Source organism: Bacillus cereus group sp. MYBK222-1 (genome assembly GCF_051916425.1).
Taxonomy (GTDB): Bacteria; Bacillota; Bacilli; order Bacillales; family Bacillaceae_G; genus Bacillus_A; species Bacillus_A paranthracis.
Map to the genome: position 1 here is coordinate 160,505 of NZ_JBQAGP010000004.1, position 13,149 is coordinate 173,653.

Consider the following 13,149-nt stretch of genomic DNA (forward strand, 5'->3'; position numbering starts at 1 on the left):
AGAATTATGGGTCAGAAGGAATTAATTAATTTTATTAATGAAAATATGGAATTAGATGATTTCACAGGTGGGATAGATGAAAAGCAAATAAATACTATTCAAAATAAGCTAGGGGTAGTATTCCCTAAAAGTTATCAATGGTTTCTAATTAACTATGGATCTGGGGGGATGTTTGGTGTTGATATTTTAGGAGTAGCAAAGTCAAATATAGCTTCTGTTGTTATTGAAACAGAAAGGTTTAGGGATTTAGGATTAGATAAAAATTTAGTTGTTATCGAAGATAGCGGAGAATACGCTTATTGTTTATATACAGATGAAATGGAGAATAATGAGTGTCCGGTAATAGTATGGGATAGACAAATGGGGATTGATGAAACAATTGAAGCAAATAATTTTTATGAGTTTTTTTTGCGAAGATTAATAGATGCAAAAGAAGCGTGGGAAGAAGATTTTTAATGTAGATAAGTGACCTTATAGAGAATCGTTGCAAGGAAATAATAGTATACTCGCAGAATCGGTAGACCATTATGTGAAAGGTAAACTTGGTGTAGATGAAATTCCCGAAGAAATAAGTGAAACATTACAAGAGAAAATAGAAGAAGTTATAGAAGAATTTGCAAGTGAAGTAACGGAATGGTTGTTAGGAGAAATTGTTCCATTTCTTCGTCACGTTCGTACACGTGTTGAGGAAGGAAAAGCAAATGGTGAAGGAGATACATTTGTAGAACAATGGAAAAATGCCATGGAACATTATAAGGAATTAATTAGAAGGAAAGAATTTACGAGAGAATTTGCGAAAGGGCTGGGAGAAGAAGCTAAAAATGTGGGTCGTCACGTTACGTATGCTACGATTGCTATCCCTCTCCTGACTATTAAATTAGGAAAACTGTTGTATAAGCGAAAAAGATAGTAGTTTAATAAAATATTTATGAGGTGGATAAAATGTCAACATTAAAAACAATAAAAGAGAATTTAATACAATCTGTAATTGCATCGGTATTAGCGGTGATTTCGGAAAAAGGATTAAAGCCAGTAGAAGAGTTGAAAATAGATGGATCCCCTGTTGGATACACTGGGGATGTAGGGATGTTCATTTCAGCTCTTATTGAATTACATGATATTTTCGAGCTGAACTTTGAAATGGATTTGAACGAAGTTGGGACTAAGTTTCTAACAATTGAATCGCTTGTTGAGTACTTTATGATTCGCATTGTAGATGAAAAAATTTAATATATTTGTAGTTAAGGTGGCTTGTAGTGTGCTTACTAAAGCTGCCTTATTTTTATATCAGAAAAAATTTATGATTTTTCTGAAAAAACACAACAAAAATGGTTGTAGAAGGTATAAAATATACATAAAATGATGTAGTTAAATTAAGGGAAATTTTCATTGACGGAACTTTTTTAACTATTTATTATAATTAATGAGTCGTGTTTATGGTAAATTTGTGAAAAAAATGTTAGATTTATCTTATTTGTTATAACAATATGTAGTGAAAAAAGGATATTGAGGAGCTGATTAGGTGATTATTGGTATCGATTTAGGAACAACCAACTCGGCGGTGGCATACATAGATGATAGTGGAAACCCAACAATTCTGCCAAACCGTGAGGGAGAAAGAGTTACTCCATCAGTTATATTTTTTGAAGATGGATCACCTGTTATAGGTTCAACTGCAAAAAGTATTTCTGTATCAGACCCAACAAATACTGTTCAATTTGTGAAGAGACAGATGGGAAATGCAAGTTATAAATTCCCGATAGGTGGAGAGGTATTTACACCTGAGGATCTTTCGGCTCTTATTTTAAAACGTTTAAAAGAAGATGCAGAAGAAGCAATAGGCGCTAAAGTGACGAAAGCTGTTATTACAGTACCAGCATATTTTGATGATGCGCAAAGAAAAGCAACGCAAGATGCTGGGACAATTGCTGGCTTACAAGTACTTAAGGTAATTAACGAACCGACGGCTGCTGCATTAGCATATGGTTTAGCGAATCGTGAGCAAAAGCAGAATGTAATGGTGTACGATTTAGGCGGAGGTACGTTTGACGTGACGCTGATACAACTAAATCAAGATGAAGTAATTGTTAAGGCTACTGGGGGAGATCGTAACTTAGGCGGTTTCGATTTTGATAACAAAATCTTTGAATTAGTAGAGCAGAAATTTGAAGAAGAGCATGGATTAGATTTATATGATGATTTAAATGCAGTACAAGATTTACGTGAGAAAGCTGAAGCTTGTAAAAAAATGCTATCATCTCGTAAAAAATCGGTTATTACACTTTCATCTCAAGGGCGTACAGTAAAAGTTGAAGTGACAAAAGAAAAATTTGATGAGCTTCTTTCACCTCTTTTAAGTCGTACTGCTTTAATTATGAAGAATGTTTTAATAGATGCTGATTTAGCTTGGGGAGATATTGATAAGATTGTACTTGTTGGCGGCTCGACAAGGGTTCCAGCTGTTTCAGATTTAATTGAACGTACAACAGGAATTAAGCCTTCAAAAGATGTTAACCCTGATGAAGTAGTTGCATTAGGAGCTGCTATTCAAGGAAGTTTATTACAAGTAGATAATGAAGCGTCTAACAATGCAGAAGAGTTTAAACCGAAAACGAGAGTAGTAGATGTAAACTCGCATAGTTTAGGGATGTTACTTGTTGATCATAACACTGGTAGAGACATTAACCAAAAAATGATTGTTCGAAATACACCAATTCCAACTAGTAAAGAAGCTGTGTTTTATACAGTTGATGAGGGGCAAACATCTCTTCGCGTTCAAGTAACAGAAGGGGAAGACAGTGACCCTGATTTTGTAAAAATTATCGGTGAATCGATTCTAGATTTAAGAGGACCAAAACCACAAGGATACCCAGTTCGTTTCATTTTTACATATGATGAAAATGGCGTTGTACACGTTTATGGAAAAGATGAAAATACTGGTCAACATTTAGGTGAAATGCAAATTGAAAGAAAATCAAATTTAACAGAAGCAGCAATTGAACAAAAAGCTGAAAAATTAGCAGGAATTTCAGTAGAATAACGGTTTTTTTTGATGTATTTTATACGGATAGGGGTGTTTAACCTTTGGAGAATTATTATGAATTGCTGCAGGTCGATCCAAATATTGGAGCAAGTGAGCTGAAAGAGAAGTTAACTGAGGCGCAGCGAAAATGGTTAGGGAGAACAAATGCACCTGATTTAAAGCGTAGACAGGAAGCAGAACGAAAAGTTGAGATTCTTGCTGAAGCTGAGGTAATCCTTTTGGATGAAGCGAAGAGAAGTGAGTATAACCGTATGCTAGAAGGTTCTGAGCCTGAAGTGAATACGAATCACCAAGAACAGTTTAATAATACAACAGAATCTACTGCACAAGAATTAATAGATTATGCATGGAGCCTATTAGAAGAAGGCAGAATTGCAGATGCAATTGTTGTAGGGAAAAAGGTCACTGAAGATTATGGAGCTAACGCACACGGATGGGCGATATTAGCGAGAGCGCATTATATGTGGAATGAGTATGATGATGCGATTTATGAGTATAGAAAAGCGATGGACATCGAAACGAATAACGATGTATTCTATTATGATTTATCTGATGTATATTTCGATCATCCGAAATTAAGCTTTGAAGAGCGATTAGATCATGTTGAAAGATTAACTCAACAAGCATTAAGTATTAACCCGAACGAGCGAGCATATCGTTTCAGAATGGCAGTAATCGCAAGATATAGAGATAATTATGATCAAGCGATTGATATTTTACATCAATTAATTGAAACATATGGGAAAGACCCAAGTTTAGGTAATGAATTAGCTTATAATTACTATTATAAGTGTTTATCGATGCTATATGCTCAAGAGAGTAATGGTGAGACTTATTATAGCTATATTTCTCAAGAGAGCGCTGAACAAGGACTAATCTTATTAAGAGAAGCTAAGATTTATGCGACAGATAGAGATTTACTTGGATTCATTCAAAGATTTATTGATTTAGGTGAAAAAGCATTACAAACAAAGTTCCTTGTAGGACGTTTTGTTGGTTTAGGATTTATTCCAGCAATATGGTTCTTAAATGCACTATTTTCTTTCTCATTTATTAGTTTAGTAATTAGTGGAGCTTTGCTTTATTTTGTTTGGAAAATTAGTAGAATTCCAGGTTGGCTTGATAATAAAGAAGTTCATACGGGCCAAAGAGAGAAGCGAAATCGAAGTATTTTAACCGCCATATCGGTTGTATTTGGTAAAAGATGATGAAACAATTTGAAAACTCCTATATAGGAGTTTTCTTTATTCATAAATCTTTAATTGTTTTATAGGAGGGATACAATGTCAACGACAAATTTATATAACAAAGAAGAGTTTTTGGCTTTTAAATCATTATTTGAAGCAAATGTCCATTCAGGAGAATTGTCAAAAGCATTGACTCAAATTGAGGGATTACTTGCGAGATATCCTGATCATCCAGGGTTATTTTATTTAGCCGGATTATTATTTTTACATAATAGAAATTATGATAAGGCAAAAATGTATTTTGAAAAAGCGTTATCATTAGACGAGAGCAATAGTGAATACATGGTGTATTTAGGGATAACTTACGTAGAATTGAATGAGCTTAATCAAGCAGAAACATTGCTTCTAAGTGCATATAATTTAGGTGAAGCAGATATAACTACGTTAATGGGGTTAGGAAAATTATATTTAAAACAGGAAAACTACGAGAAATCTAGATTTTACTTCAATAAAGTTTTAAGTCAAGATGCATCGCACCATGAAGCAAATTTTAGAATTGGACAAGCTTATCTATTTGAAAAAAAACAAGTGCAACAAGCAATTACATATTTTGAACAGGCGTTGAAAAGCGGAAAGAGTGAAGAGTTAGAGTATTACTATGCGAAAGCTCTTTTACAGTCAGAAATGGAAGCACAATGTATAAAGTGTTGTAAGAAATTTTTGATGAGAAATCCGAATTCCTCGTGGGCTGATCGATTCCGTGAGTTAATGCTACATGCTCAAGGTGTAAATATGAAGCAACCTCCTAAAGAGGAATATAAGCAGCAAAGAAGAAGAGACCCGAATTATGATTCCAATACGGAGGAGCAAAATCGTAACAACGAAATCGATAAGTATAAAAGGGTATTTGAAGATGGGAAAAAACGTTTAAATAGCTATATACTCGGTCAGGAAGAGTTTATCGATCAGTTATGTACGGGTTATATGAGAAGCTTTATTTACGAACGTCCAGATGCAAACTTAAAAAATGTTATTTTTGTCTCTGGTCGAAAAGGTACAGGTATATATAAATCCGTAAAATATTTAACAGCGATTATGAATGAGTATGATTTATATGAAAAACCAGATGTACACTATATCGATATTAGCAATTCGCTTGGAGCGTCAGATATTGAAAGTACTTTTTTATCAGATGTATATAGAGGAATCAGGTCTAAGTCAGATGTACTGTACTTTGATAATGTGGACAAATGTCCGCCTGATTTAATTTCTAAGTTATCAGAATTAATTATGGATGGGAAAATTAAGTTGAAGGATCGCTATGTTTATAATGGAAATTGGCAAGCGCTCGAAAAAACATATAGCAGTTTAGCGGAGAAAAGCATTGATTCGATTCAAATAGAAAATAAGTTAATTATTTTATCTACCGAAAAAGATTTGAAAGATATTCGTACAATGTTTCCGGCCACAGTATTAGAGAAAATAATAGATTATCCGCAAACGTCTGTATTACCGCCCCGTACTTTAATAAAAATATCAGATCGCTATTTGAAAAAATATCAAAAACGTATTCATACGAAATTACAAGTGAATATGAATTACACTCATGGTGTATCTGACTTTATTGTTGAGAAAGCCAATTTAGCAATGGGTGTACACGGAATTAAGAATTATATAGAAGATGATATTTATCAATCTATCACTAATTTACGCATATCAGGAAAAGTAGAACCAGGCATCATTTATCAGCTTACAGCATCAGATGAATTATATTTAGATGATGGTGTGGAGAAAATACAAGTTACTCGTAAAAAAGCAGGAGCAGAAAATTTAGAAAATATTAAAAAAGAATTTGAAAAAGTTATTGGTTTAAATGCAGTGAAAGAAAGAGTTTTTCAGCTGGAAGAGTTTTTGGCACTGCAAAAGATTAGACAATCTCGCGGGTCGAAACAAACGCGTTTAACGATGAATTTTATCTTTACAGGAAACCCAGGTACGGGTAAGACTACTATCGCACGATTAGTATCGAAATACTTAAAGGCTTTAGGTTATTTATCAAGCGGTCATTTAGTGGAAGTAGATCGATCTCGTTTAGTCGGTCAATATATAGGACATACAGCGCCAAAAACACAAGCTGTGATTGATTCTGCAAAAGGCGGGGTTTTATTTATCGACGAAGCATATTCCTTAGCTAGAGGTGGAGGAAATGATTTTGGGAAAGAAGCCATTGACACTATAGTTAAAGGAATGGAAGACCTTAGAGAAGATTTAGTTGTAATTCTTGCTGGATATAAGGATGAAATGGACGATTTTTTAAAGACAAATCCAGGCCTGCAATCTAGATTTAATAATCATATAGATTTTCCGGATTATACATCTGAAGAACTTTTCATGATTTCTGAAAAAATTGTAGAAAGTGAAGGGTTTACGATTGAAGATGATTTGAAAGATGAATTGATTGAAGAATTTACGAGAAAACAAATACCCGGAAAAAATGATTCTGGAAATGGACGCTTGGCAAGAAATATTGTTGAGAAAGCTATAGCAGAGCAATCAGGTCGACTTAAAAATTCTGGTGAAGCTTTAAAACTTTTAAGTGATGAAGAATTAAATATGTTAACGAAAGAAGATTTTGGATTAGGTGCCGAAAATACATTTGACTTAAATGCTGAATTAGATAAAATTATTGGCCTCGATCAGGTGAAAGAATTTATGAGGGAGATGGAACTTCAGCTTGTAGCGCAAAAGAAAAGGAAGACTGCTGGATTACACTCTACGATGAATCAAAGCTTGAATATGATCTTTACTGGTAACCCTGGAACTGGTAAAACAACTGTCGCTAGATTATTAGGGACAATGATGAAAGAGATGGGAATTTTAAAATCAGGACACTTTGTTGAAGTTGATCGTGGTGGGCTTGTTGGGAGATATGTAGGAGAAACAGCGCCGAAAACAACTGACAAATTTATGTCTGCTTTAGGCGGGATATTATTTATAGATGAAGCGTATGCGTTAGCTACTGATAGTTATGGAAAAGAAGCGATTGATACAATTGTAAAACTTATGGAAGATCATCGAGAGAATATAATCGTTATACTAGCTGGGTATGAGAAGGAAATGAAAGAATTCCTCAAAACAAATTCAGGTCTGAAATCTCGATTCCCTTTAAATGTTGACTTCAAAGATTACTCTCTACAGGAGCTTGTTGCGATTGGAGAAAGCATGATTAAAGGAAGAGAATTCGTTTTAACAGAAGAGGCAAGAGAGGCTTTAGTGGAAAGAGTAGAATCTGAAATGCAGCTATCTTCCGCAGAATCAGGAAACGGAAGAATGATTAGAAATATTGTGGAGGAAGGGATTCGTAGACAGTCAGCACGAATTAGTAAAGGTGAATACAAATATACGGATTCCACAGAACTTATTACTTTCGAAGCACCAGATTTTCTCATAGATAAAAGAGATAAAGATTTTGATTTAGAAAAAGAACTAGAAACAATTGTTGGATTAACGGACATAAAAGATTTCGTCCGTTCATTAGAAAAACAGCTAATTGCCCAGCAACTTCGCCAAAGCGTTGGGATTAGGCAGAAGTCTTCTCAAAATTTAAATATGATTTTCACTGGTAATCCAGGGACAGGAAAAACGACTGTAGCTCGTGTAGTTGGTGATTTATTAAAGAGAATGGGGGTTTTAAAAAGCGGTAAATTGGTTGAGGTGGATAAGAGTAATCTTATTTCTCCTTACGCTGGTCAAACGCCTGAGAAGGTAAGAGAAGTATTTATGTCTGCGCTTGGTGGAATACTGTTTATAGATGAAGCATATGCGTTGAGTACTGATAATGTTGGTAGAGAAGCGATTGATACATTAGTGAAACTAGTGGAAGATCATCGAGATAGCGTTATCGTTATACTAGCTGGATACGAGAAAGAAATGCGGGACTTTTTACAAGCTAACTCAGGTTTGAAATCTCGATTCCCGAATGATGTATATTTCCCAGACTATTCGGTTGCTGAATTAGTAGAGATTGCAAAGGTAACGACAGAAAGGGAAGGACTTGTATTAGCAGAGGAGTCAATTGCACCGTTGTCGAAAGTGCTTGCAAGAGAAGTGAAACGCTTGAAAGCCGATGCAGGAAATGGAAGATTGGTACGAAATGTGATTGAGAAAGCTAAGAGAGAGTTAGATAATCGGATTGTAAATGAAGGCATTCTAGATGGAAATGAAATGGTTACCTTGCTTCCTGAAGATTTTGAGAAGGAACAAAATAATGCAACTGCAGAATTCCAATTAGAAGAACATTTACAGAAAATTATTGGATTGAATGAAGTGAAAGACTTTATGAGAAGTTTACAAGATCAAATTCGAATTACACAAACAAGGAAAAACTTAGGTTTGCCAGTAGATGAAGGATCCGCATTACACATGATCTTCACTGGTAATCCAGGAACAGGAAAAACGACTGTAGCAAGAGTTGTGGCAGAGTTACTGTATCATCTAGGAATTCTCTCTTCTAATAAGGTAATTGAAGTAGATCGTTCTGGTCTTGTTGCTGGATATGTAGGTCAAACGGCTATAAAAACAAAAGAAGTGATTCAATCGGCCCTTGGTGGAGTGCTATTTATTGATGAAGCTTACGCTCTAGCTAAAGATGTAAATACTAGCCATGGTTTTGGGAAGGAAGCGATTGATACGTTATTAAAAGCGATGGAAGACCATCGTGAAGATTTAATCGTAATTCTTGCTGGGTATACGGATGAAATGGAAGGGTTTTTAAATACAAATCCAGGACTGAGGTCGCGTATTCCAAATAGAATTGAATTTAAAGATTATAGTGTTGATGAGCTACTGCAAATGGGAGAGAAAATGTTTAAAGAGAACGGATATGAGTTAACAGAGGCTGCTTATGAGAAACTTCGAGCGAAGGCTGAAATAGCTCGAACAGCAGAACAGTTTGGTAACGGAAGGTACGTACGTAATGTATATGAGGAAACAAAACGAAATCAAGCAGTACGTTTACGAGGTGTAAATTTAACTCGTGACAATTTAATGAAAATCGAAGAAACTGATATTAAGTAAAAAGCTTGGGCCTAAGCCCAAGCTTTTTTTAATTCATTATTTCTTTTCGTCTTTCTTAGCGTCAGCTTTTTGCTCTTTGAAAAGATCTTTCAAATCTTTATCATCAACTTTTACGTCAGCTTTTTTGATTTCTTTCATCATAAGATCGTTCATGAATTCGCCGTCTTGTGATTTCTTCTGAACGATTTCTTTTTTGATGTCAGCTTTAGATTGTTCGAATGATTTTTCTGGCTCTTTAATGTCTGTTACTTTAATGATGTGGTAACCGAATTGTGATTTCACGGGTTCGCTTACTTCATCTTTTTTCAGCTTGTAAGCAGCCTCTTCGAATTCTTTAACCATTTTGCCAGGTCCGAAGAATCCTAAGTCGCCACCTTTTTCTTTTGAACCAGTATCTTCAGAGTATTGTTTCGCTAACTCTTCGAAAGATTTACCTTGTCCAAGTTCTTCTTTTACCTTTTTCGCAGTTGCTTCATCTTTTACAAGAATGTGGCTTGCTTTAATTTCAGGCTTGTAGTTGTCTTTTAATTCTTTATCAGTGATTGTTTTCTCGATAGCCTTTTCTTGCGCTAATTGAGCACGCACACCATTTTTTATAGTTTCTTCTTTAATACCTTGTTGTTTTAATAGTGTATCGAATTGATCACCGTATTGTTTTTTCATTTCATCGAACTTTTTGTCTACATCTTTGTCTTCAACTTTGTAGTTTTTAATAAGTACTTTTTCCATAACCATGTTGTTTAGTACTTGTTTACCATATTGTTGTTTCATTTGCGTGTAGAAATCTTCTTTTGTAATGTCACCAGCTTTAGAAGTAACAACTTTGTCTGATGATGATGATGTTCCACATGCTGATAATGCGATTACACTTGTTGCGGCTAAGGCAAGCATAGCTTTCTTCATTCGATAAACACTCCTACTATTATGTATTTTTAATTTATCCTACACCAATGAATTTTAGTTCATAAGAGCCCGATTAAGTCTCACTGATACTTTTGCTTTGTATATTGGTAAAGCGCGCTTAACAGGGCTTACCGAGGCTTTAGGATAAAGTTAAGATGCGTGTCATTTATTTCATAGTATAAGCAATATGTACAAAATTTAATATATCATATTTCGACGTGTTTTCATATTGATAAAGAAAAATTAACCAGTACGTGTCAGATTTTGAAGGTGTGCCATATTGGGCGTATGTCGCATATACAGAAAAGAGGAGGGGATGGGGATGAATTCTCAACTTATTTTATTACTTGTACTGTTTATTTTATTGGTTATTGTAGGTATAATTTGCTTATAGAGGAAAAAAGTGAGGAAGGGGCTTTCCTTCCTCACTTTCCATGAAATATAATTTCTATATAACTAGAAATTAATAAAATTGTTATACATACATTAATAACCCGAAAGACACCGGGTTGGCGGCTCGCAGATATTTGTTTTCGTTCACACAGTGTATGTGTCATGAAATTCGTGTAAAATATAACAAGAAGTGCGAATGCGACAAAAACAACTGTTATAAGTGTCATGAGGCGAGACCTCCTTTTGGCTAAAATACATATACTTTATATATTGTATCATACGATATTTTGTTCGTGTTATAAAATTCAGAAATAGAAGACTTTGTGTTAGAAAGTGAGGGAGAAAATGGACGTTGTTAGAAGATTAGAACAAGCTGAATACTACGTAGACCTACTATTTAAAATGATTGATGAAGAAAAGTGTCCATTTTATTCTTTGATCATAAAGAAAAAAGCTCGTAAAAAAGATGTTGAACGTATACTACATCTTTGTGAAAAACTGAACGAACAATATGTAGCGGAGAAAGCAGAAGGCCTTCTTTTGTTCGATGCGCTGTTAGATCAATTTGAAAAAGCGCTTCCACATCAGCTCGAAGTACACGAAACTGCGGAAGCGCTAGCAAAACAAGGTTTATTCAAACCGCTTATGAATGAATTCTTAAGCATGATTGCGAAAAAATAAATAGATTATTTCTTAACTAACTTCTGATCGGATTCTGTAAAGTTCTCTTCAATATCTTCTAATGATTTTTCAAAAATATCGATGAAGTCTTGTCCGTAAATGTTACGCAAGATAGCAATCAGTTCGATATTTTCTGGGAACTTCCCATAAAAATTACGAAGTGCAAGAGCCCCATTAAACACTGAATTATTTTCAGGGTCATACTCCTCCATTAAGCGAAGTAGTAATTCTTCCCCTTTGTCTGTAATTTCGATGTACGTATTTCGTTTATCATCTTCTTTTTTCGAGAATACAAGATAGCCGCGTTCTTCCAGCTTTTTCGAGAAGTTAAACGCCGTTGATACGTGCATAACTCCAAACTTAGCAATCTCAGAAATAGAAGCCCCTTTTAAATGATAAGCGATTGTTAAAATATGATGCTCATTAATGTTTAAATCATAAGGTTTAATCCACATCTGCCAATCTTTCTCTACACATTTCCATAACGCTTTCGATAATTGAGCAATGCGTTGGCTGAAAATCATCGCTTCTTTTACCGAGTAATCTTTTTCTCCACTTTTCATATACTCACCCACTTTAACATTCTTTTTCATTACTATCTATTATGCCAGTAAAATAAAAATTAATAAAGTCTTTTTGTGAGAATTGTGAAAATTTTTTAAAAAAATGACATTCTATACAAATCATGCATAACTATGGAAGCGGTTTATGAGTCATGAATACATGTGTTGTCCATACATGTTAAGTGATAACATATATTGTAAATGCATAAAAACACGGCATATCTATGTGATATGCCGTGTTAAGGTCAATTTATATAAAAAATATTTGTTATATGCAAAAAACTAAGCAGGAATTTGTTTACGCTTTTTCCGGAACAGCTTCTTGTAGTTTCTCAATTGATTTTTGAATGTCCAAAATCTCTTTCTCAATATGTCGTTTGTTTTGAGAAATATCTTGCTTCCAGTTAGAAAGTGTATCGTGCATATCGTCTTTTAATTCTTGGAACACTTCTTTACCTTCTGAAGCAGTTTCAACGATTTGACGTTTTAATAATTTTGTATCAGCTGTAATATCAGCTAAAGTCTTTTTAATATCATTTCCTTTTTCTTTTAACTTGCCGCGCATGTCTTTGCCAGAAGAAGGAGTTGAGAAAAGAACAGCTAGTCCAGCAACTGCTCCGCCGCAAATGACACCGGTAATAAAGGATTTAGCTTTTGACATAAAAGGAGACCTCCTTATTTTTTGTTCGTATTCATGATGTGAAAAAATATGCATATCTTTAAGACGAGGGAAAGGAAAGTGTGCAGTCCCTGGCATCTTAAGTGGAGAAACAAGCCGTGCCATATTTAATCACTTTAGGAAAGTGGCTTGTTATGTATGACTACTTATTATAGTGTCACTATTTCACGCTATTTGCAATTGTACTTGCGATGTTTTGTAAATTTTCCATTGTGTATTCATTTTGATGTGATTTCCAAACAGCACCGAAACCATCGTTTTCACCGTAGCGTGGAATTAAATGAAGGTGGAAGTGGAACACAGTTTGTCCAGCTTTTTCACCGTTGTTGTTAAGTAGGTTAAAGCCAACTGGATTAAACTCTGCTTTAATCGCATTTGCGATTTTTGGAACGACAGAAAAAATATGTGATGCGATTTCTGGCGTTAACGCAAAAATGTCTTGTTTGTGAACTTTCGGAATAACAAGAGTATGTCCTTTTGTCACTTGACTAATATCTAAAAATGCAAGCACATGTTCATCTTCGTATACTTTTGAGCAAGGGATTTGCCCGTCAATGATTTTGCAAAAAATACAATTATCCGCTGTATGATTCATTGATCTCATCCTTTCAAATATCCTTAGCC

Annotated in this window: 12 protein-coding genes; 7 read left to right on the forward strand and 5 right to left on the reverse strand. The window is 34.6% G+C overall.

Annotation, left to right across the window (positions count from 1 at the left end; translation table 11 throughout):
* The first annotated feature begins 6 nt into the window (after nt 1–6).
* From ACTFR9_RS19530 to ACTFR9_RS19555, 6 genes are all read left to right on the forward strand, one after another.
* Entirely contained in the window at nt 7–456 is a 450-nt protein-coding gene (locus ACTFR9_RS19530) for an SMI1/KNR4 family protein (RefSeq protein ID WP_049111581.1), read from the forward strand.
* 28 nt (nt 457–484) lie between these two features.
* Entirely contained in the window at nt 485–910 is a 426-nt protein-coding gene (locus ACTFR9_RS19535; protein ID WP_163258133.1) for a hypothetical protein, read from the forward strand.
* Nucleotides 911–942: 32 nt separating this feature from the next.
* A complete protein-coding gene (locus ACTFR9_RS19540; protein ID WP_000105692.1) occupies nt 943–1,230 on the forward strand; it encodes a hypothetical protein in 288 nt (95 codons plus the stop codon).
* Between the two features lie 292 nt (nt 1,231–1,522).
* A complete protein-coding gene (locus ACTFR9_RS19545) occupies nt 1,523–3,040 on the forward strand; it encodes an Hsp70 family protein (RefSeq protein ID WP_000583402.1) in 1,518 nt (505 codons plus the stop codon).
* A gap of 44 nt (nt 3,041–3,084) precedes the next feature.
* Nucleotides 3,085–4,251 (forward strand): tetratricopeptide repeat protein, encoded by a 1,167-nt coding sequence (locus ACTFR9_RS19550; RefSeq protein WP_440049013.1) that lies wholly within the window; start codon nt 3,085–3,087, stop codon nt 4,249–4,251.
* A 75-nt stretch (nt 4,252–4,326) separates the two neighbouring features.
* On the forward strand, nt 4,327–9,306 hold the full coding sequence (locus ACTFR9_RS19555) for an AAA family ATPase (RefSeq protein ID WP_229136445.1): 4,980 nt from the start codon (nt 4,327–4,329) through the stop codon (nt 9,304–9,306).
* A gap of 36 nt (nt 9,307–9,342) precedes the next feature.
* Here the strand turns inward: ACTFR9_RS19555 and prsA are convergent, their stop codons facing one another.
* Nucleotides 9,343–10,209, reverse strand: a complete 867-nt coding sequence (prsA, locus tag ACTFR9_RS19560; protein ID WP_001993409.1) for a peptidylprolyl isomerase PrsA — start codon at nt 10,207–10,209, stop codon at nt 9,343–9,345.
* A 425-nt stretch (nt 10,210–10,634) separates the two neighbouring features.
* Entirely contained in the window at nt 10,635–10,829 is a 195-nt protein-coding gene (locus ACTFR9_RS19565) for a hypothetical protein (RefSeq protein ID WP_000172692.1), read from the reverse strand.
* A gap of 118 nt (nt 10,830–10,947) precedes the next feature.
* Between ACTFR9_RS19565 and ACTFR9_RS19570 the strand changes: the two genes are divergently transcribed.
* Nucleotides 10,948–11,283: a DUF1878 family protein gene (locus tag ACTFR9_RS19570; RefSeq protein ID WP_000383660.1), complete on the forward strand. Its 336-nt coding sequence runs from the start codon at nt 10,948–10,950 to the stop codon at nt 11,281–11,283.
* Nucleotides 11,284–11,288: 5 nt separating this feature from the next.
* Here ACTFR9_RS19570 and ACTFR9_RS19575 read toward each other — a convergent pair whose 3' ends face one another.
* The 3 genes from ACTFR9_RS19575 to ACTFR9_RS19585 form a co-directional block, all read right to left on the reverse strand.
* Nucleotides 11,289–11,846, reverse strand: a complete 558-nt coding sequence (locus ACTFR9_RS19575) for an HTH-type transcriptional regulator Hpr (RefSeq protein WP_000834918.1) — start codon at nt 11,844–11,846, stop codon at nt 11,289–11,291.
* 298 nt (nt 11,847–12,144) lie between these two features.
* Nucleotides 12,145–12,507 (reverse strand): YtxH domain-containing protein, encoded by a 363-nt coding sequence (locus tag ACTFR9_RS19580; RefSeq protein ID WP_000030300.1) that lies wholly within the window; start codon nt 12,505–12,507, stop codon nt 12,145–12,147.
* Nucleotides 12,508–12,685: 178 nt separating this feature from the next.
* Nucleotides 12,686–13,120, reverse strand: coding sequence for an HIT family protein (locus ACTFR9_RS19585; RefSeq protein WP_001016840.1), 435 nt, complete (start codon nt 13,118–13,120; stop codon nt 12,686–12,688).
* Nucleotides 13,121–13,149: the final 29 nt, after the last annotated feature.

Coding starts and splice junctions, on each gene's coding strand:
- ACTFR9_RS19530 (WP_049111581.1), top strand. CDS start 7: ATGGGTCAGAAGGAATTAATTAATTTTATTAATGAAAATATGGAATTA.
- ACTFR9_RS19540 (WP_000105692.1), top strand. CDS start 943: ATGTCAACATTAAAAACAATAAAAGAGAATTTAATACAATCTGTAATT.
- ACTFR9_RS19555 (WP_229136445.1), top strand. CDS start 4,327: ATGTCAACGACAAATTTATATAACAAAGAAGAGTTTTTGGCTTTTAAA.
- prsA (WP_001993409.1), bottom strand. CDS start 10,209: ATGAAGAAAGCTATGCTTGCCTTAGCCGCAACAAGTGTAATCGCATTA.
- ACTFR9_RS19565 (WP_000172692.1), bottom strand. CDS start 10,829: ATGACACTTATAACAGTTGTTTTTGTCGCATTCGCACTTCTTGTTATA.
- ACTFR9_RS19570 (WP_000383660.1), top strand. CDS start 10,948: ATGGACGTTGTTAGAAGATTAGAACAAGCTGAATACTACGTAGACCTA.
- ACTFR9_RS19575 (WP_000834918.1), bottom strand. CDS start 11,846: ATGAAAAGTGGAGAAAAAGATTACTCGGTAAAAGAAGCGATGATTTTC.
- ACTFR9_RS19580 (WP_000030300.1), bottom strand. CDS start 12,507: ATGTCAAAAGCTAAATCCTTTATTACCGGTGTCATTTGCGGCGGAGCA.
- ACTFR9_RS19585 (WP_001016840.1), bottom strand. CDS start 13,120: ATGAATCATACAGCGGATAATTGTATTTTTTGCAAAATCATTGACGGG.